The following is a 19404-nucleotide window of genomic DNA, read 5'->3' on the forward strand; positions in this document are numbered from 1 at the left end:
GGCATCGAAGAACCACCGACGCACGAAGGAGACACGCAAGTGAAGGACATCAAGGTCACGTTCGGAGTGGACGTCGACGCCGTCGCGGGATGGCTCGGATCGTACGGCGGAGAGGACAGTCTGCAGGACATCCAGCGCGGGCTCTTCGCGGGCGAGGTCGGCATGCCGCGTCTGATCACGCTGTTCGATCGGTACGACATCAAGTCGACCTTCTTCGCCCCCGGCCACTCGATCGAGACCTTCCCGAAGAGCATCGAGATGGCCGTCGCGTCCGGCCACGAGATCGGGGCGCACGGGTACTCTCACGAGAACCCGCGCGACATGTCTCCGCAGCAGGAGCAGGACGTCCTCGCCCGCTCGATCGAGCTCATCGAATCGGTGGCCGGCCGCCGGCCCACCGGGTACATCGCCCCCTGGGGGGAGATGACGACGATCACCGCCGACCTGCTGCTCGAGAACGGGTTCGAGTACGACCGCACGCAGGTGCTGCACGACTTCCAGCCCTTCTACGCCCGCACCGGCGACACCTGGACCGTGATCGACTACTCGAAGGACGCCTCCGAGTGGATGAAGCCGCTCGTACGCGGAACCGAGATCCCCCTGGTGAGCCTCGCGTTCAACTGGTATCTCGACGATCTGCCCCCGATGATGTTCGTCAAGGGCAGCCCGAACAGCTACGGATTCGCGAACCCGCGTCAGATCGAGGAGCTGTGGCGCGACCAGTTCGACTGGGTGTACCGCGAGTACGACTACGCGACGTTCCCGATCTGCTTGCATCCGGACGTGTCGGGCCGCCCCCAGGTGCTGCTCATGCTCGAACGCCTCATCGAGCACATGGCCTCTCACGAGGGCGTCACGTTCGACACCTGCGAGAACATCAACCGCGACTTCCGCCGACGGTACCCGTTCGAGACCGACCGCAGGTTCCCGTTCGACCGCGAGTTCACCGCCGGATGAGCGACCCCGTCGCCGCCGGAAGGGAGTCGCCGCGCGTCGCCCTCTTCGCCCTCGGCGGCACCATCGCGGCGCCGGTCGACGCCGGCGGCGGGAACGCGGGGATGACGCTGTCGGCCGAGGACGTCGTCGGCGACCTGGTGGGCCGGGCCGGCCTGACGGTCGACGCGACGACGTTCCGCCGTCTTCCTTCAGCCAGCCTCGGTCTCGACGACCTCGTCGAGCTCGCTGCCGCCGTCTCCGCTGCGCTGCTGCACGGGGCGGTCGGCGTCGTCGTCACGGTCGGCACCGACACACTCGAGGAGGTCGCGTACCTGCTCGACCTCCTCGTCGCGTCCGACGGTCCGGTCGTGGTCACCGGCGCGATGCGCAACGCCGGACTCCCCGGCGCGGACGGCCCGGCGAACCTCCTGGGCGCGCTCCGCGTCTCCGCCTCTCCGCAGGCGCGAGGCATCGGCACCCTCGTGGTGATGGACGACAGGATCCACCTGGCGCGCTCCGTCCGGAAGACGCACAGCTCGTCCACCTCGGCCTTCACCTCGGCCGACGTGGGACCCGTGGGCTGGATCGTGGAAGGGCGCGTACGCATCCCCCTCGTTCCTCGCCGTCGCACGCTCCCCTTGCCGCCACCCTCCTCGGTGCCTCGCGTCGGGCTGGCGCGACTCGCCGTCGGAGACGACCCGGCCGTGCTGGAGGCGGTGGCCGACCTGTCGGACGGACTGGTCATCGAGGTCATGGGCGCAGGACACGCTCCCGCCCGCACGATGCCCGCGATCCGCCGGATCGCCGCCAGGATCCCGACGGTCGCGGTGAGCCGCACCGGGGCTGGCGAACTGTATCGCGCGGTGGGCGCGTTCCCCGGCTCGGAGCAGGATCTCGCCGCCGCGGGAGTGCTGTTCGGGGACGACCTCGACGGGCCGAAGGCCCGCGTCCTCCTCACCCTGTGCCTGGGTGCAGGCCTGGACCGTGCAGGCCTCGCCGCTCGGTTCGCGACCTTCTGAGAGCCTGTCGTCCCCGCCTTCACCCCGTGCGCAGCGCCCACAGGTCGGCCCACTGGTGCGGAGCGAGGTCGCGCGGCAGCGCGTCGTCGCCGATGCCCGCCTGGGCGAGGTGTCGCCTCACCACCGACCGCGGGGAACGACACACCGTCGTGAGGATCGAGGCCATGCCCCGGCCTCTCGCCGTGAACACGTCGCCCGCGAAACGTTCGTACGCGCGCCTCTGCGAGACGGGCACGAGCGGGGACGTGCGCCTGGTGATCGACAGGACTCCGCCATCGACGCTCGGAGCGGGCCGGAAGGCGTGCGACGGCACCCGGCCGTGCAGGGTGAACTCGAACCACGGGGCTGCTTGAGCGGTCAGCATGGTGCCACCGCCGACGCCCGCGCGCTTGCGAGCGACCTCCCACTGGGTGAGGAGCACGGCGTCCCGCCATCCCGGTCGCCGGAGCAGACGGCGCAGGATCGGCGTCGTCAGGTGGAAGGGGATGTTGCCGGCGATGACCGGTGAGTCGAGCGGATGCCGGAGCGCGTCCGCATGCTCGACTCGCACCGCCGGGTGCGCACGGCGGAGGGCCGCGATGCGGCGTTCGTCGATGTCGATCGCGGTGAGCTCGCGGCCCAGGCTCGCGAGCCCGGCCGTGAGGGCGCCGCCACCGGCGCCGATCTCGAGGATCGCGCCGTCCGTGGCCGCGACGAGGGTGACGATCCGGTCGATGGTGAGCGTGTGGACGAGGAAGTTCTGGCCGAGTTCGTGTCGGCCACCGTGACGGGAACGGGTACGCATGAGCGCTCCAGAGAAAGGTTCGGAGCACCCCGGTGAGCGGGTACGCAGAAGGACGCGCTGCCGGGGTGCGAGGACATCCCGGAAGACGGCGCGATCACGCGGCGATCAGCGACGCGCCGTCAGGCGCGGCGGTCGCGGATCGAGTAGACGAACGCCGTCATCGGCGCTGCGTTCAACGTTCCCATGGGCGGCAGTCTACCGGCAGCCGTCGGATCCGAACTCGATCCACTCGGGCAGGTCCGCCCGGAAGGCCTCTCGGGTGTCGGGATCGTCCAGTACTGCCCAGTGGACGGTGTCGCCCACCTCCTGCTCGACCTTGACCCATTCGAACCAGTTCACGAGTCGCAACAGCGGGAACCGTTGGTGGACCTCGGGGGCGAGGATCTGCTGCCACCACGCCTGACGGATGGCGTCCTGCCCGACCGGGTCGCCCCGGTCGACGATGAGGGCCGCCGTCTCGGGGATGGCCACCGGCTTGTCGCGCGCCTGGCCGTAGTCGGCATAGAAGTCCGGGACGGCGGTGTCGTCGCCCCCCAGTCCCGAATAAGCGCCGGTGAGCTGCGCCACGAACTTGCCCGCCTCGGGCGCCTCGTTCTCTCCCCACGGGTGCGCCGAACCCCAGTGGTACAACGACATGCCGACCCAGTCGACGTAGTCGTCGCCCGGGTAGTAGGGCGCGTACGGGTCGTCGAATCCGGTCACGGCACCGTCACCGTCCGTATCGAGCACCCCGGCGGCAGCAGACCCCGGCGGTGCAGCGTAGGCGCCGCCGTCGAACGGATACCCGCCTCCGTAGTTCGGTGCCCACATCAGGGCTGCGCCCGGGACCTGCTGGTGGATGGCGGCAGCGACTCGGCGGAAGGTCGCCACGTACTCCTCGGGCTGCTGGCCCCACGCGTACCAGGACCCGTTCATCTCGTGCGCGAAACGCACGATCACCGGTACACCTGCGTCGGTCTCCTCCTGCAGCAGCGACACCACGTCGGCGATGACGTCGTCCGTGACCGCCGCCAGCCCGGCCTGCGGCTCCAGGGTCAGCAGATGCGCCGCCCCCACCTGAGCGGCCTGATCCGCCGCCTGCGTCACCCACTCGCGCTCCTGTGCCGTCCAGGGGATCGGCGAGAACGACACCACATCGGCGGGCGGGGCGCCGAGCAGGTCCGCGTACTCGCCGACCGACTGAGACCCCCAGTCGAGGTTGACCCCGAAGTGGATGCCGTCCCCCGCTGTGAGCTGCTGCAGAGCGCAGGCCGCGTCGGGATGAGCGGCTGTCGGCGTGGCGGCCCCCTCCGATCCCGTCGGGTCGCTGCTCGAGCACGCCGTCAACCCGACGACGAGCGCAAGGGCAAGTGTCTCCGCCATGCCACGCACCACCCGCGCCGTGCATCCACCATCCCACCCTTCCGCGCGGTGTCCCATGCCCCAGCCATGAGCCGCGATCGGCCCCAGCGCGGTGCGAGCGCCCCGGTCACTGGAGCAGACGGCGCAGGAGGCGTGGGTCGCCTCCCCGACGGGAGACGACCCACGGTGGCCTCACTGCGCGGGCTGGAGATCGGTGACCGTGTAGGCGCCGTCGAGCGCTCCGGTGCTGTCGTGGTAGCCGGTCTCGAGCGTGCCCACGTCGGGCAGGTCCACCGACAGGCTGTACGGGGTGGTGCCGGGCGCGGTCGGCGGAATGGTCCAGGCGATCTCCCCGGTCGCGGACTGCCCGGGGTCGAGCCGGATCATCTGCTCCGGTCCGTTCTTGCCGAAGTAGTTGTCCCCCGTCGTCGTCGAGGTGGCCGCTCCGTCCGTCTGCGTCACCGCCGTGGGCGCGCCATGCACGAGACAGGCCTGGTCGGAGGTGTTCGTCACCTCGTAGGTGAGCTCACGGTGACTCATCCCCGCCTGCTGACCGACGATCGAGACCGTCAGCTGCGAAGCCTCACACGCCGGCAGCGTGCCCGCGTTGGCCACGCCCGCGCCGATGCCGACGGCCGCCACCAGCATCGCGGCGCCGGCGGCGCCGATGATCCCACTGCGGACGGGGTGCGCCTTGATCGAGAACATGTTCCGTTCCTTTCTGTCATTCGCGTCAACTGTTTATTGATGCGATAACTTTCTACGCTCCTGTGGCTCGGCCGGAAAGTGCTGACGGCGCAGTCTCAGCAAGCTTTATGTATGGCATTGATAACCATTTGCATCTAGACTGGGATCATGGACGCCGAGCACGAGGAAGCGGTCGGAGAGCTCACCCGGGCCGTGCTGACCATCTCGGACCACCTCTGGAAGGCCTTCGCGGAGACGGACGAGATCAGGCTGTCCGGCTTGTCGAGCGAGGTCATCCGCGTGGTCGTGGAATCCCCCGGCGTGACTCTGATCCAGATCGCCGAGCGGCTGGGCAAGTTCCCCAGCAACGTCAGCACCGCCCTCCGCGACCTCACCGCACGAGGCCTGGTCGAGCGGGTCAGGGACGACGCCGATCGGCGTGTGACGCGGCTCTACCCGTCCACCACGGCGCTGCACGGCGTCCGAACCGTCTACGCCTCCTGGAACCGGCTCCTCGCCGAGGCCGTCGACACGCTCACAGACGCGGAGACCCACAAGCTCCTGGACGCCGTGCCCGCGCTGATGAAGATCCAGCAGCACCTCGGCTCCGCAGGGCAGCGCTGAGCGAGGGTCCTCCGAGGTCGGCGTGCGCCGGGTCGGCCACGATCGGGCCGACAGCAGCGCGTCGATCTCAGCCAGCACCGCCTCCCTCCGCGATGCGAGAGAGGGATGCTGAGTCGCGCCGCGCACCGCCTCGCTCTGCATGACCGCTCTCACCCGCATGAGGATCTCGGTACCCGTCGAGCCTGCCGCGACCGCATCCGCAAGCTGCAGCGCGATGTCCTCGCGGCCCTCGCTCGTGAGCTCCACCTCGAGTCGGCGCACGCGCGCGAAGAGGTCATCGGGCTCGGACGTCTCCCAACCCCGTTCCGATGTGCTCGACCGCCTGGGACGGTCACTACAGTCTGACCGTAATGAGTTGGCTCGCCCGTTACCGAACCTGTTAGCTTCGGCGCGATCTCCCTCGAATCCGCGGGCGAGGAACAGCACGAACGGGAGCTCGCATGCGTCGAGGACAGTCGAACGAGCCGGTGGAGAAGTCTCGGCGCCCGAGGATGGGCTGGGCGGCTCTCCCCGTGGCGATCGGGCTCCTCGTGGCCGTTCCCGCTGCTCCGAGCTTCGCGGTCACCACCACGGTGACCACCTTCACCGAACTCACGGCGGCCCTCAGTACTTGCGGACCGGTCCCGAACACCATCGTCTTGGGCGCCGACATCTCCAACGACCAGAGACAGCTGCCGGTATCGTGCAACACGACTCTGGACCTGAGTACGCATGATCTCTCGGTACGAGCGCTCGGGATCGCCGAAGGCGTGGAGCTGTCGGTGACGGGGCCGACGGATGGCAGCGGCGGTACCCTCACTGCCGATTCTCGCGGCACCACCCGCGCAGGCATCGATACGACAGGGGCCACCCTCACGGTTCGCGGAGGAACGGTGACTGCCTACGGTGGCAACCTCAGCGCGGGCATCGGCGGCGCTGTGGGCATCGGTCGCGACGGGGGTACCTTGAACGTCGCGGGCGGCACCGTGAACGCCTACGGCGGCGTGCAGGCTGCAGCCGTCGGCGGAAGCTCCGACGGGGGTGCGGGTGGGACCGTCACAGTGTCATCGGGCACTCTGAACGCACACGCGCACGAATCCGACTCCGTCGGTGTGGGAGGCGGCAACGGCGGCGGCGCCGGCGCGACCATCGCGGTCACAGGCGGGATCCTCACGGCCAGCGCAGGGGGACAATACGGCACAGCGATCGGCGGTGGTATCGCCCGAGCCTCATCGGACGGGGGTGCCGGCGGATCGTTGACGATCGGGCCGGAGGGTGAGGTCGTCGCCATCGCTCAGAACGCGTTCGGGGCCGGCTGGAAGGGCACACCCGTCGGAGACTTCGGGTCGCTCCGAGTGGACGGGACGCTGCGTCTCCCCTCGGGTCGTCTCTACGTGGGCAGGAGCACGACAGCCAGCCAGGAGGTCAGGGTCGGGGAGTCGGGCCGCATCGTGGGTTCGACCGCCGACCCCACCGTGGGCGCGAGCCTGGAGGGTCCGGGATGGATCGACAACCGGGGATCGATCACGCTCTCCTCCCGGCCGCCGACCGGAATGGTGTCGGGCAACAACACGCTCGTGCACTTCAACTCCTCGATGTTCGCGGACGTCCAAGTGCTGGCTCCGACGTTCGCGGACGGTGTGCGTACGCTCCCGACACCCCCTCCCGGGACGGCGTGGAACACGCTCAGGGACGGCTCCGGCACCTGGTTCACCAGCACGTCTCCTCTCGGAGGCGAGAGCTTCCTGAACCTGTACCCGGTCGCGCCTGCGACGATGACCGTCCCCACCGACTTCACCATCGCCGCCGGCGAGCGCATCTTCTTCCCCATCACGGTGAACGGCTCCGACGGCGAGCCGCTCTCCCCGCAACCGGGCATCGAGTTCGCGTTCGCGGGGTGCAGCCTCGCCGCCGGCGGGGTGTTCACCATCGCGGGCCCGTGCAGCGTCACGGCCTCCACCACGGTGCAGGGCGCGCTGGTCCAGAAGACCTTCACGATCCAGATCGTCCCTGGGCCCGCGACCGCGATGACCATTGCGCCCTCGGACACCACCGTCACCGAGGGATCCTCGATCGACTTCACCGTCGGGGCCTGGGATTCCTTCGGCAACACGATCGACACCTCCGGCGCCACGGTCGTCTCCACCGGGACCAGAGACAAGGTCGATGGCCACACCGTCAGGTTCTCCGGCGCCGGCGTTCACACGGTGACGGCCACGCTGCAGAGTTCGACCATCACCACGGACATCACGGTCGTGGCCGGCCCGGTCGCGTCCCTCTCGATCACCCCGCAAAATCTCACGGTCACGCAGGGCGACGCGGTCGTGTTCACCATCACCGGCACCGACGCCGGCGGCAACCCCGTCGACACCACCGACGCGACCCTCACCTCCGGCAGCCGCGACCTGGTCGGCGGACACACGGTCCTGTTCTCCGGCGCCGGCGACCACGTCGTCACCGCCACCCTGAACGGCGTCAGCACCTCCACCACCATCCGCGTCGTCGCCGGCCCCCTGGCGACCCTGTCCCTCTCCCCCGCGACCGCGACCGTGACCGAAGGCGGCACCACCGCCTTCAGCCTCACCGGCACCGACTCCGCCGGCAACCCCGTCGACGTCGACGACGCGGTCCTGACGGCAGCCCCCACCGACACCGTCGACGGCCACTCGATCAGGTTCTCCGGCGCCGGGGTCCGCACCGTCACCGCCACCCTGAACGGCGTCACCACCACCGCGGAGATCACTGTCACCCCAGGACCCCTCAGCACCCTCGCGATCACACCCGCCACCCAGACCATCACCCAGGGCGACACGATCGGATTCACTGTCACCGGCACCGACTCCGCCGGCAACCCCGTCGACACGACCGGCGCCGTTCTCTCCTCCGACACCCGCGCCGACACGATCACCGGTACATCCGTGACGTTCTCGGGCGCCGGCACCCACATCGTCACCGCCACCCTGAACGGCGTGTCCACCAGCGCCGCGATCGAGGTCGTCGCCGGCCCGCTCGCCACGCTGGCGGTGACACCGGCGACCGCCACCGTCACCCAGGGCGACACGACCGTGTTCACGATCACCGGCGCCGACGCCGCCGGGAATACCGTGAACGTGGAGGACGCAACCCTGACCTCCACCGCAGAGAAGGATGTCGTCGACGCACGTGCGGTCACGTTCTCCGGCGCCGGGACCCGCACCATCACCGCCACCCTCGACGACATCACCGCCACCGCCACCATCGACGTCATCGCCGGACCGGTCGCGACTCTCACCCTCACACCGTCCACCACGACCGTCACCCAGGGCGACACGATCGGGTTCACCATCACCGGCGCGGATGCTGCAGGCAACCCCGTCGACACCAGCGGCGCCGCACTCACCTCAGCCAGCTCCGCCGACACGATCGACGACACCTCCGTGACCTTCTCCGGCGCCGGCACCCACACCATCACCGCCACCCTCGGAGGGATCAGCGCGACCGCATCCATCGAGGTCGTCGCGGGCCCGCTCGCCGCCCTGACGGTGACACCCGCCACCGCCACCGTCACCCAGGGCGACACGACCGTGTTCACCCTCACCGGCACCGACGGCGCAGGAAACCCCGTCAACGTGGATGCCGCCGAGCTCGCCTCGACGGCGACCACCGACTCCATCGACGGACGCGCCGTCACGTTCTCCGGGGCCGGCACCCGCACCATCACCGCCACCCTCGGCGACATCACCGCCACCGCCACCATCGACGTCACCGCCGGGCCACTCACGACACTGACGCTCACCCCCGCCAGCACGACCATCTCCCAGGGCGAGAGCCTCGAGTTCACGGTCACGGGCGCGGATGCCGCCGGCAACCCCATCGACACCACCGATGCCGTGCTCTCCTCCTCGAACCCGGCCGACACCATCCAGGACCGGACCGTCACGTTCTCCGGCGCCGGCAGCCACACCATCACCGCCACCCTCGGGGATGTCACAGCCGTCGCGCTCGTCACCGTCACCGCGGGCCCCGCCACGACACTGACCGTCACCCCGTCCGCGACCACCGTCGACCAGGGCGGTACGCTCACCTTCGCCCTGACCGCAGCGGACGCCGCAGGCAACCCGGTCGACACCAGCGCCGCCGTGCTCACCTCCTCCGTGGACTCCGATGTCATCAGCGGCACGACGGTGACCTTCCCCCATGCCAGCCCCCACACGATCACCGCGACCCTGGGAGCCCTCACCGCCACCGTCATCATCGAGGTCATCCCCGCCGCCGTACCCGCACCGGCGGTCCCCTCGTCGCCTTCGGCATCCGCGGCGGGCCTGGCCGACACGGGACTCGACGGCGGAACGGCCGGCACCGCCGGCGCAGCAGCCCTCGCGCTCGTGCTCGCCGGCGCCGTGCTCCTCCTCACCCGCCGCCACCGCGCCGGCTCGCCCACCCCCCGACGGCCGCGCCCATGACCGACCACGACCCTCACCTCGGCACCGGATACGGCGCCGCCAAGTTCGGCAGCAGGACGATCACCCCGAAGATCCTCGCGATCTACGCCGGCATCGGCGGCTACCGCGTCCCGGACCAGCCGCTCCGACTCAACCGCGGCACCGCCACCGCACTCCGCGCCGCCGGCTACACGATGGTCCGAGTCCGACACCGCCTCCGCACCCACGACATCTCGCTGTCCCGCTACCTCGACACCCACCGCCTGTAGGCACCACCCGCACCGGACACCCTCTCGGACCCGGAGCGGGAGGCGCGGGGACCGGGTTCCCCACCCGCCCCCTCGTCCGCGCGGCCGACCCGGTCATCGCCGCCGGCCCGCATGGCGCTCACGGGCGAAGTCGGGATCGTCGGTCCACTCGAACAGGCCGATCTCGATGACCGCGCGTCTGATGCTGCGCACGGAGTCGGCACGCAGGCTCGGGTCGGCGACCCGGACGTCCACCTCCGTGAAGCCCACGCCGCTGAGCAGGTAGTAGCCCGGCGCGAACGGGCCAATCTCGACCCGCACCCGCGCCCACCGCGCACTCCGGCGGGCGTCGAGGGGCACGAGAGTCGACGTGAGCTCGAACACCGTCTCGCTCGCCCCGTTCCAGAGGAACACCGGCTCATCGAACGGCAGATCCCCGATACGCAGCACCATCCACGGCTCCCACCAGCAGGCCTAGGACCTCGACGCTACCGCGTGACGCACGAGCACGAGCACGAGCACGAGCACGAGCACGAGCAGGAGCTCAGCGGGTTCCCCGCGTCGGTCGCCGTCACCCCGCAGCGAGGTAGTGACGCTCCGTCGGGTCGGCGGTGACGAGCGCGCGCACGTCCTGCTCCATCTCCCGGTCCCGGCCGGTGAGGCGCTGCGTGCGCTGTCTGCGGTACTCGCTCCAGGACGGCACGAGGAAGCTCTCGAGCATGACGCCGCCCTCCTCGAGGCTGCGGTAGACACGCCACCGGTACGCTCCCGTCCGTCGGCGCGAGCCGCCCAGCAGCCGGACCGCCGCGAGGAAGTCGGACAGATGCTCGGGCGGCACTCGGTAGGCCACCTCGACGAGCACCGGCCCGTCGGTCGGCTCGGGCTCGACCTGCAGCGTGGGCGTGGCCCAGCAGGTGGCCGCCGTGCGGTCGATGGTGCCGGTCCCCGGGAGCAGCGGCAGGAAGCGGATGCTCGCCGCGACGATCAGGAGCAGGGCCGCCGCGGCCAGCAGCGCGAACTGCTCGCCGATGAGCTGCGCGACGACGCCCCAGACCAGGGAGGAGATCGACATCGTGCCCATGAACACGAGGATGTAGACCGCGGCGCCCCGCGACCTCACCCACTGGGGCAGCGTGAGCTGGAGGTTCGCGTTGAGGACGGTGAGCGTCCCGATCCACGCCAGCCCCGCCAGCAGCAGGACCACCGTCGCCGGCCAGAACGTCAGCAGCGCGGCCCCCGCCGTGCCGAGCCCGAACAGCACGGCGCTGAGCCCGAGCACCACCGAGTCGCGCAGCCGCTTGCGCACGAGCGGAAGCAGCACGATCCCGAGCACCGCGCCGACGCCGAGAGCGCCGAGCAGCAGCCCGTATCCGGTCGAATCGAGGCCCATCCGCTCCGCGGTGAGCGGCAGCAGCGCCCACAGCGCCCCCGCCGGCGCCGCGAACAGAGCGGACCTCAGCAGGATGCGGCGCACGAGCCGCGCCGACACCACGTACCGCACGCCCGCGCGGAGGGCCGCCGTGAAGCGCTCACGATCGTCGAGGCCCTCCTGCGGCGGACGCCGCCAGGCGATCAGCGCGACGACCGCGCCGACGAAGCTGAGCGCGTTCAGCCCGAACACGACGGGAGCGCCGAAGAACGACAGCACGACTCCCGCGAGCGCCGGGCCCACCGCCCGCGCCCCGTTGACCGCCGCTCCCCCGAGCGCCGAGGAGGCGCCGATCATCTCCCGCGGGACCAGCTCGGGCTGGATCGCCTGCCACGCCGGCGAGGTCAGCGTCGAGGTCACCCCGAGCAGGAAGGTGATGGCCAGCACGAACACCGGCGTCAGGGCGCCGACCGCCGACACCACCGTGAGCACCGCGGCCAACGCCGCGCTCGCCGCCGACCCCCAGATCAGCAGGCGGCGACGGTCGAGCACGTCGGCGAGGACCCCGGACGGGAGCGAGAGCAGCAGCGACGGCGCGAGGCTCGCGGTCTGCACCAGCGCGATCAGCGTCGCGCCCGCCGCCGCCTCGACCAGGTACCACTGGGCGCCGACCGTCTGCATCCAGGTGCCGATGTTGCTCCCCAGCTGGGCGATCCACAGGATGCGGAAGGCGGGGATGGCGAGCGGCGCCCACGCCGACGGGGCCTTCGTCGGCGTGGGCGGGGCGGATGCGGTCACAGGTCTCCGGTCCGTGGTGCTCTCGACCGCCTCAGGCGAGCTCGTTCGCCGCGTCGGCGATGACCTTCGCCACCTCGGCGGGGTGCGAACGCATCACGAGGTGGGGCGCGTCGATCTCGATCACGGACTTCAGCCCCGCGCGCTGGTAGCCGAAGCGCTCCACGTCGGGGTTGATGGTGTGGTCGGCCGCGGAGACGATGCCCCAGCCGGGCTTGGTCTTCCACGCGGCGACCGGCGCGGCCTCGCTGAAGGCGACGGCGGCGAGCGGACGCTGTCCGGCGGCCAGCACCTCCGCGTCGGCGCGGTCCACGCCGTGCGCGAAGACGTCCGGGAAGGCGTCGACCTTCACCGAGACGTCTGTGCCGGGCTCGGCGCCCTCGAGGGGGAACGGGGTGTAGACGAGGTTCGCCGCGAGGTCGGAGTCGGGGAAGCCGCCCTGCAGCTGGCCGAGGCTCTCGCCCTCGTCGAGGGCGTAGCCGGAGATGTAGACGAGACCGACGACGTTGTCGGCGGCACCGGCGACCGTGATGACCGCGCCGCCGTAGGAGTGGCCGGCCAGCAGCACCGGGCCGTCGAGCTGCTCCACGTACGAGCGGATGTACGCCGAGTCGCCGAGCAGGCTGCGGTTGGGCACCGCGGGCACCCGCACGGTGAAGCCCTGGTCGAGCAGGATCCGGGTGACGGGGGCGAAGCTCGCGGCGTCGGCGAAGGCGCCGTGGACGAGGACGATGGTGGGAGCGGTCATGGCGCTGATCCTTTCGAGGGGGATGAGCGACACGCTAGGCCGGTCCAGCGGCCTGGTCGTGGCCCTGCTGTGGTCACCCATCCGTCTCGGTGATGGAGCCGAGCGGCGGCGGCAGATCGGGGCCGGCCTTGGCGAGCTCGTCGCTCACCTTGAGCTTCGCGGCGAGGTACTCGATCGCGGCGGCCGCCGTCGAGCCCGGGTCGCCGAAGAAGGTGGTGAGGTACTGGCCGCCGCCGGGCACCTCGAGCGTCTGCCAGCGGAAGTTGATGTAGCCGAAGGGCTCGATGAGCGCCGGCGCCACCCCGCCGCGCTTCGGCTTCGCCTCGTGGCTCGCCCAGGTGTCGCGCACGACCTCGGAGCGCTGCGACAGCGTCTCGACGAGACGCTCCAGCCTGGGGTCGGCGGGATCGCCGTAGTAGCGCAGCGCGGCGGTGGTGTCGCGCACCACGCGGTCCCAGTACTCCTGACGCTCCGTGGCCGCGAGCGCGCCCTCGACCATGGCCTCGAGCATGTTGGCGCCCGGCGGGAGGCCGAACGGGATGAAGGAGCGGCCGAGCGGATTGACCGCGAGCACGTCCTGGTTGCGGTCCAGCACGTACGCCGGGGCGTTCGTCCACTGGTTGAGGAACGTCGTGACGTTGTCCATCGTCTCGGCGTCCACGGGATCCGGCCGGTCGCCGGGGCGCAGCGTCCCTCCCCGACCACGCGAGAGCGGCAGCGCCTGGCCGGCCAGACGGAACAGGTAGGCGGTCGCATCGCCGTCCAGCTGCAGGGCCCGACCGAGCGCGAGGAGCACCTGCGGCGAGGGCTGATGGTCGCGTCCCTGCTCCAGACGGAGGTAGTAGTCGGGGCTGATCCCGGCCATGGTCGCCACCTCCTGGCGGCGCAGTCCGGTCACACGACGCCCGGCGTCGGCCACCAGACCCACGTCCTCCGGCCGCAGCACGTCACGCCGCGCTCGGAGGTACTGGCCGAGTGATGAGTTCGAGTCGCTCACTGTTGGCCCTCCTCTGAGGACCATGATGCTGGATCGCGTATTCCAGATTCGGCCCGTGGGCCCGATCCTGCACGAAAAGCCGATTCCCGGCATTCGACAAAAGGAGGATGTCGTGCCGCGGACGTCGTGCCGCGGCAGAGGCTCGGCGTGCGTCAGGCGGCCAACCGCGGCGCGAGCCGCTCCACCGACGAGAGCGCGAAGCGGCGCAGGCGCACCGGCTCGGGCTCGAGCAGGCTCGCCTGGAGGATCGCCTGCGAGGCGAGGACGATCGTCGCCGCGAGATCGCGCCGCGACGACGCCGACTCGTGGGGCGACGCGCGACGGAGCCGCTCGATCACCACGTCCTGCATCTCGCGGACGGTCCTCAGCGTGAGCTCGGCGACCTCGGGCCACTGGCGTCCGAGCTCGGCCATCGAGGTGAGCATGAGGCAGCCCCAGCTGGGGCGGTGCCGAGCGCAGTCGTCGACGATCGTCTCGAAGAACCCCCGCACCGCGTCGACCGTGGAGCCCTCGCCCCGCATCGCGACGCGGACGAGCTCGACCCGGGTCGCGCAGTACCGCTCCAGCACCACCAGGAACAGACCGGCCTTCGATCCGTAGGCGGCGTAGATGCTGCCGTTGCCGACCCCCGTCGCCACCGCGACGTCGGTCATCGAGGTGCCCTGGAACCCCTTCTCCCAGAACAACGGGATGCACGTCTCGAGCAGTGCATCTTCGTCGAACTCCCTCCGGCGGGCCATGGTCCGAGGCTATCAAGCGGGTGCGGGCACGTCGGTGCGATCCGTCGCCGTGACCGCGACGAGGAGCGCGATCGCGAGCACGGCGGGGACGACCGCCGCCCGGTCGGAGAGGAGACCCGCCGCCGCCGCACCGACCACGCACCCGGCGATGAAGCCGGCCACGATGGGCCAGGTGTCGTTCCAGCGCCGGCGGCTGGCCTGGTCGGACGGATCGCGCAGGCTCGAGATGCCGGACACCGTGGCCGTCACCAGGTTCCCCGTCATCACGGCTGTCGTGAACGACATCCCGTGGACCAGGTGGAGGTAGGCGTTCTGCGCGGCCATCGCGGCCACCGCACAGAGTCCGATGACGACGGCGAGCGGTGCTCCCGGGTCGTCGGAGGCGGTGGTCGTGAACGACAAGCTCCCCGCGACGGTGAGCAGCACGGCCTGCGCCCCCAGGAGCGCGGCCGTCCGGCGGCGGTCGTCCCCGCGCATCCGCGCGCTCACGAGGGTCGCGACGGCGGCCACGGCGATGAAGACGGGCACGGCGAGGAGGCTGGCGACGCCCGGCGCCCTTCCGTCGACGGCGTCGGCCGCCAGCACCACCACGTTGCCCGTGACGTGGGCCGAGAAGAACCCGCCGAGGAGCAGCCAGCTCGTCACGTCGGTGATGCCGGCGATGACGCTGAGCCCCGTCGCGATGACGAGCGGACGGCGCGAACCGAGAGAGCTCACGATCGGACCCTCCGCCGCTCGAGGTGGGCGTAGAGCGACACCGGGACGAGGAGGCCGAGCGTCATCGCGAAGACGGTGAGCCACGCCTCGTTCGCGTTGTCGACGGTCTGCACCAGGAGCTGCGCGGCATCCGGCCCCGTGACGGACGACAGGGTGGCCAGGCCGTCCAGCGCTCGGAAGATGATGACTCCCGGCATGAGCGAGACCACCGAGGCGAAGCCGACGGCGGCGAACGGCACCCGGAACCGTGTGGAGATCGGGACGAGCACCGCTCCCGCGACGAGACAGGCGAGCCCCGCGGCCAGCCACGACTCCCACTGCCAGACCGTGAGCGCGACCCATCGGAGGGCGTGGACCGCCGCCCCGACGAGGAGCGGCCAGTACAGGATGCGCAGGGGCGCCGAGTAGAAGACGCCGTAGCAGACCGCGACCACCCCCGCCGCGACCGCGTCGAGCAGCACCGGGATCTCCCGACCGGCCGGATCCGGCACGAGGTCGGCGCCCCCCGCGGCCAGGCCGACGATCAACCCCGCTCCGATCGACAGCAGGGTGACCGTGGCGAAGGTGAGGCGACTGAGGCCCAGGGGGAGGCGCAGCGCCGCGAGGTCGAACGATCCGTTCAGGATGTGCGGGCCGGGGACGAGGATCATGCAGGGGCACACGACGGCCAGGCGCAGGTCGGAGCTGAACCCGACGTCGACGGCGAGGGATCCGAGGACCCCCGCCACGAGGGCGGCCAGGCCGACCTGCCAGAAGTTCGACGCGCCCCACGCGGCCAGCCCGCGCCGCAGCACCGCCCCGACCCCGGCGGAGACGGCGATGACCGCGAGCGGCTCCCAGCGGCTCACACCGAAGATGATCGCCAGGCAGCAGGCGCCGACGACGCAGGCCGCGGTGAAGAGGAGCAGGTTCGCGGGGCGCAGCGCCGCCGCCCCGCGCACGGCCGCACTCGCCGCGTCGAGCGTGAGGGTCCGGTCGCTGAGCCCGTCGATCGCCCGGTCGACGCCGAGCACGCGGTTCATGCCCAGTGCGGAGGGGGCGGACCGGCGCACCAGCGCGACACCGTCGTCCGGATCGGACTCGCGAGCGGTGCCGCCACCCCTGTCGGCGTCGATCCTCCGCGGTCCGATCGTGATCGTCGACCGGTTCCATCCGAGGTCCACGGTCACGCTCCGCCCGAGTGCGGCCGAGAGCTGAGCAGCACGCGCCCGGGTCCGGTCGCTCTCGGCGCCGTTGGCGTGGAGGGTGGCGAGCGCATCGGCGACCAACCGCTCCTCGTCCGCGGCGGTGGCCGTGGTGGTCACCGCCGCGGACGAGGAGGGAGACGCTGCGCCCTGACGGGTGTCGCGTCGGTCCGACATCAGGCGCCTTCGACTCCGTGGCCGACAAGGGCGTCGGGGACGACGATCTTGTCGAACTGCTCGGCGGTGACCTTGCCGGAGGCGATCGCAGCGTCGCGGAGGGTCTGGTCGTTGGCCAGCGCCGCCTCGGCGATGTGGGCGGAGTTCTGGTAGCCGATCACCGGGCTGAGCGCGGTGACGAGCATGAGGGACTCGCCCACGGAGGACGCGATCTTCTTCTCGTTCAGCTTCGTGCCCTTGACGGAGTAGGTGAGGAACTTCTCGATCCCGTCGCCCAGGATCCGCGCCGAGTGGAGGAAGTTGTTGATGATGATCGGCCGCATCGCGTTGAGCTCGAAGTTGCCCTGCGAGCCCGCGAACGCGACCCCGGAGTCATCACCCAGGACCTGGATGGAGATCATCACCATCGCCTCGCACTGCGTCGGGTTGACCTTGCCCGGCATGATCGAGGAGCCCGGCTCGTTCGAGGGCAGGATCAGCTCCGCGAACCCCGTCCGCGGCCCGGACGCCAGCCAGCGCATGTCGTTGGCGATCTTCATCAACGCCACCGCCAGGCTCCGCAGCCCCGCGTGCGCGCGCACGATCGCGTCCAGGGAGCCCTGCGCCTCGAACTTGTTCGGCGCGGTCACGAACTCCTTCCCGGTCAGCTCCGCGATCGTGAGAGCGATCTCGGTGCTGAACCCCTCCGGGGCGTTCAGGCCCGTGCCGACCGCGGTGCCGCCCGCGGCGAGCTTCAGAAGACCCTCGCGGCTGTGCTCGATCTCCGCGATGCAGGAACGGATCTGCGCCGCCCACCCCGACCACTCCTGCCCCACCGTCAACGGCACCGCGTCTTCGAGGTGGGTGCGGCCGATCTTGACCACGTCCATCCACTGGATCGCCTTGCGCTCCAGCTCGTCCGCCAGCTCGGTCACCCGCGGCAGGAGCCGCTCATCGATCTCCAGGATCGCGGCGATGTGCATCGCGGTGGGGAACGTGTCGTTGCTGGACTGCCCCATGTTCACGTCGTCGTTGGGCCCCACGGGCTGCTGCGTGCCCAGGGTGCCGCCCAGCAGCTGGATCGCCCGGTTGGAGAGGACCTCGTTGACGTTCATGTTCGACTGGGTACCGGATCCGGTCTGCCAGACGTAGAGCGGGAAGTGGTCGTCGAGCTTCCCGGCGATGGTCTCCTCGGCGGCCCTGATGATCGGCGCCGCCTTCCACTCCGGGAGGCGGCCCGCGGCCTGGTTCACCAGCGCCGCGGCCTTCTTCACGTACCCGTAGGCGTGGTAGACCTCCTTGGGCATGTGGTCGTTCCCGATCGAGAAGTGCTGCAGCGACCGCTGCGTCTGCGCGCCCCAGTATCTGTCCGCCGGGACCTCGACATCACCCATGCTGTCGAACTCCGTCCGCAGACCCGACGCATCCAGGCCGATCGGGACATCCTTCATGACAGGCGTCTTCTCCTCCGGCTTCGCCGAGCCGGCGGCGGTCGAGCCCTGGTGTGCGGAGTCCTTGTGAATCGTCATCGGTCGTTCCTCTCGCCTGTGTCTGTCGCTTCGTCGCTCCGCCACGGGAGCGGCGGGCGACACGATGCTCACGCCGGGCCGGCGGGTGTGTCACGCGACCTGCACGGGCGGACACGAGTGCCCTGCACGCAGGGTCATGCGCCGACGGACTCCAGCAGACGGTCGGAGGCGCGGCGCCAGTCGCGGGGCGAGACGCCGAGGGTCCGGCTGAACGCGCGACTGAAGGCGGAGGCGGAGGCGAAGCCGCAGCGCTGGGCCACGGCCTCGACGGAGAGCGCGGAGCCGCTGCGGCCGAGCAGCGCCTTCGCCCTGACGAGCCGCGCGTCGAGGATCGCCGCCGCGACGGTCTCCGCCTCCTGCTCGAAGGCCTTGTGGAGGGTGCGCACCGACACACCGAGGTCCTCCGCGAGCGCGACGGGTCCGAACGTGGCGCAGGCGAGGTGGAGACGGATGCGCCGCCGCGCCTCCGCGACGAGGCCGCGCCGAACGGCCTCGGGATCGCGGCCGCGATGCAGCAGGTCGTCGGTGAACCCGGTGACGAGGTCCACGACGGACTGCACGAAGGCGGCCTCCGAGGCCTCCCCCAGGACGCGGTCGGCGGAGACGAGCTGGGTGGTCATCGTGGCGAGCAGCCGCGGGACGCTCTCCTCGAGGGAGAACGGACGCGCCCCGAGCACGTCGATCTCCGGATCGGCGAGGGGCAGCGCGGCGTGGTCGACCCGCAGCGACACGGCGTGGAAGTCCGACGTCATCCGCATCCCCGCCAGCCGAGGGGTGTACGTGACCCCGAGCTCGCCCGCCTGGACCAGACCTGGCCCCCCGGATCCCGCGATCTCGACGGCGCCACCGGCCACGAAGGTGAACACGAAGGCGTCGCCCGGGTCGACATATCCCCACGCGGGGTCCTCGTGGCCGGTGGGCGCACGCACCTGCGCGAGCTTGAGCGGTCCGAGGTCGCGGAGACGCAGCAGCGTCGCCGCGTTCGGCGGGAAGCCGTCGGGCGAGCGAGCGGCTCCGGGGAGGAACAGCACGGACGGTCCTCTCGATCGGTTCGATCGAGAGGCTATGGCGGGGTTCGCTCCGCGTCGTGGCCCTCATCGGACCATGGCCCTCGCCGGGCCACCCGGCTG

The 19404-nt window shown here is 71.0% G+C and carries 16 protein-coding genes and 1 pseudogene; 5 read left to right on the forward strand and 12 right to left on the reverse strand.

The window, feature by feature from the left end; translation table 11 throughout:
* The first annotated feature begins 39 nt into the window (after positions 1–39).
* Both IEX69_RS11200 and IEX69_RS11205 read left to right on the forward strand, forming a co-directional pair.
* A complete protein-coding gene (locus IEX69_RS11200; RefSeq protein WP_085021058.1) occupies positions 40–957 on the forward strand; it encodes a polysaccharide deacetylase family protein in 918 nt (305 codons plus the stop codon).
* The gene (locus IEX69_RS11205; protein ID WP_085021059.1) at positions 954–1955 is read left to right on the forward strand and encodes an asparaginase; all 1002 of its coding nucleotides are present in this window, start codon (positions 954–956) and stop codon (positions 1953–1955) included. Before IEX69_RS11200 ends, IEX69_RS11205 begins: the two co-directional genes overlap by 4 nt.
* Positions 1956–1992: 37 nt before the next feature.
* Here IEX69_RS11205 and erm read toward each other — a convergent pair.
* The 3 genes and pseudogenes from erm to IEX69_RS11220 all read right to left on the reverse strand — a co-directional run.
* A pseudogene (gene erm / locus IEX69_RS11210) lies at positions 1993–2739 on the reverse strand (23S ribosomal RNA methyltransferase Erm); the annotation flags it as partial.
* A gap of 195 nt (positions 2740–2934) precedes the next feature.
* Entirely contained in the window at positions 2935–4101 is a 1167-nt protein-coding gene (locus IEX69_RS11215; protein ID WP_085021061.1) for a glycoside hydrolase family 26 protein, read from the reverse strand.
* Positions 4102–4272: 171 nt separating this feature from the next.
* Positions 4273–4788 (reverse strand): DUF4232 domain-containing protein, encoded by a 516-nt coding sequence (locus IEX69_RS11220; RefSeq protein WP_085021062.1) that lies wholly within the window; start codon positions 4786–4788, stop codon positions 4273–4275.
* A 147-nt stretch (positions 4789–4935) separates the two neighbouring features.
* Between IEX69_RS11220 and IEX69_RS11225 the strand changes: the two genes are divergently transcribed.
* From IEX69_RS11225 to IEX69_RS11235, 3 genes are all read left to right on the forward strand, one after another.
* Positions 4936–5391, forward strand: a complete 456-nt coding sequence (locus tag IEX69_RS11225) for a MarR family winged helix-turn-helix transcriptional regulator (RefSeq protein ID WP_085021063.1) — start codon at positions 4936–4938, stop codon at positions 5389–5391.
* Positions 5392–6263: 872 nt separating this feature from the next.
* The gene (locus tag IEX69_RS11230) at positions 6264–9812 is read left to right on the forward strand and encodes a beta strand repeat-containing protein (RefSeq protein ID WP_157127341.1); all 3549 of its coding nucleotides are present in this window, start codon (positions 6264–6266) and stop codon (positions 9810–9812) included.
* Positions 9809–10060 (forward strand): hypothetical protein, encoded by a 252-nt coding sequence (locus IEX69_RS11235; protein ID WP_085021065.1) that lies wholly within the window; start codon positions 9809–9811, stop codon positions 10058–10060. Before IEX69_RS11230 ends, IEX69_RS11235 begins: the two co-directional genes overlap by 4 nt.
* A gap of 93 nt (positions 10061–10153) precedes the next feature.
* Here IEX69_RS11235 and IEX69_RS11240 read toward each other — a convergent pair whose 3' ends face one another.
* From IEX69_RS11240 to IEX69_RS11280, 9 genes are all read right to left on the reverse strand, one after another.
* Positions 10154–10492 (reverse strand): hypothetical protein, encoded by a 339-nt coding sequence (locus IEX69_RS11240; protein ID WP_085021066.1) that lies wholly within the window; start codon positions 10490–10492, stop codon positions 10154–10156.
* A 118-nt stretch (positions 10493–10610) separates the two neighbouring features.
* Positions 10611–12206, reverse strand: a complete 1596-nt coding sequence (locus tag IEX69_RS11245; RefSeq protein ID WP_085021067.1) for an MFS transporter — start codon at positions 12204–12206, stop codon at positions 10611–10613.
* 31 nt (positions 12207–12237) lie between these two features.
* Positions 12238–12951 carry an alpha/beta hydrolase gene (locus IEX69_RS11250; RefSeq protein ID WP_085021068.1) on the reverse strand — a complete coding sequence of 238 codons (714 nt, stop codon included), beginning with the start codon at positions 12949–12951 and terminating at the stop codon, positions 12238–12240.
* 73 nt (positions 12952–13024) lie between these two features.
* Complete coding sequence (locus IEX69_RS11255; RefSeq protein ID WP_085021069.1) at positions 13025–13948, reverse strand: helix-turn-helix transcriptional regulator; 924 nt, start codon at positions 13946–13948, stop codon at positions 13025–13027.
* Positions 13949–14100: 152 nt separating this feature from the next.
* On the reverse strand, positions 14101–14688 hold the full coding sequence (locus tag IEX69_RS11260) for a TetR/AcrR family transcriptional regulator (protein ID WP_229756313.1): 588 nt from the start codon (positions 14686–14688) through the stop codon (positions 14101–14103).
* A 12-nt stretch (positions 14689–14700) separates the two neighbouring features.
* Positions 14701–15405, reverse strand: a complete 705-nt coding sequence (locus tag IEX69_RS11265; RefSeq protein ID WP_174604553.1) for a YoaK family protein — start codon at positions 15403–15405, stop codon at positions 14701–14703.
* Entirely contained in the window at positions 15402–16766 is a 1365-nt protein-coding gene (locus tag IEX69_RS11270; protein WP_085021071.1) for a threonine/serine exporter family protein, read from the reverse strand. The genes IEX69_RS11265 and IEX69_RS11270 overlap by 4 nt, the downstream gene beginning before the upstream one ends.
* The gene (gene fumC / locus IEX69_RS11275) at positions 16766–18274 is read right to left on the reverse strand and encodes a class II fumarate hydratase (RefSeq protein ID WP_085021072.1); all 1509 of its coding nucleotides are present in this window, start codon (positions 18272–18274) and stop codon (positions 16766–16768) included. The genes IEX69_RS11270 and fumC overlap by 1 nt, the downstream gene beginning before the upstream one ends.
* 134 nt (positions 18275–18408) lie before the next feature.
* Complete coding sequence (locus IEX69_RS11280; RefSeq protein WP_085021073.1) at positions 18409–19305, reverse strand: AraC family transcriptional regulator; 897 nt, start codon at positions 19303–19305, stop codon at positions 18409–18411.
* Positions 19306–19404 lie beyond the last annotated feature (99 nt).

Origin of the sequence: Cnuibacter physcomitrellae (assembly GCF_014640535.1) — a bacterium.
In the GTDB taxonomy this organism is placed as follows: Bacteria; Actinomycetota; Actinomycetes; order Actinomycetales; family Microbacteriaceae; genus Cnuibacter; species Cnuibacter physcomitrellae.

Excerpts from the sequence above, each read along its gene's own strand:
- IEX69_RS11260 (WP_229756313.1), bottom strand. The coding sequence starts at position 14,688 with ATGGCCCGCCGGAGGGAGTTCGACGAAGATGCACTGCTCGAGACGTGC.
- IEX69_RS11270 (WP_085021071.1), bottom strand. The coding sequence starts at position 16,766 with ATGTCGGACCGACGCGACACCCGTCAGGGCGCAGCGTCTCCCTCCTCG.
- IEX69_RS11250 (WP_085021068.1), bottom strand. The coding sequence starts at position 12,951 with ATGACCGCTCCCACCATCGTCCTCGTCCACGGCGCCTTCGCCGACGCC.
- IEX69_RS11215 (WP_085021061.1), bottom strand. The coding sequence starts at position 4,101 with ATGGCGGAGACACTTGCCCTTGCGCTCGTCGTCGGGTTGACGGCGTGC.
- IEX69_RS11205 (WP_085021059.1), top strand. The coding sequence starts at position 954 with ATGAGCGACCCCGTCGCCGCCGGAAGGGAGTCGCCGCGCGTCGCCCTC.
- IEX69_RS11220 (WP_085021062.1), bottom strand. The coding sequence starts at position 4,788 with ATGTTCTCGATCAAGGCGCACCCCGTCCGCAGTGGGATCATCGGCGCC.
- IEX69_RS11240 (WP_085021066.1), bottom strand. The coding sequence starts at position 10,492 with ATGGTGCTGCGTATCGGGGATCTGCCGTTCGATGAGCCGGTGTTCCTC.
- fumC (WP_085021072.1), bottom strand. The coding sequence starts at position 18,274 with ATGACGATTCACAAGGACTCCGCACACCAGGGCTCGACCGCCGCCGGC.
- IEX69_RS11235 (WP_085021065.1), top strand. The coding sequence starts at position 9,809 with ATGACCGACCACGACCCTCACCTCGGCACCGGATACGGCGCCGCCAAG.
- IEX69_RS11225 (WP_085021063.1), top strand. The coding sequence starts at position 4,936 with ATGGACGCCGAGCACGAGGAAGCGGTCGGAGAGCTCACCCGGGCCGTG.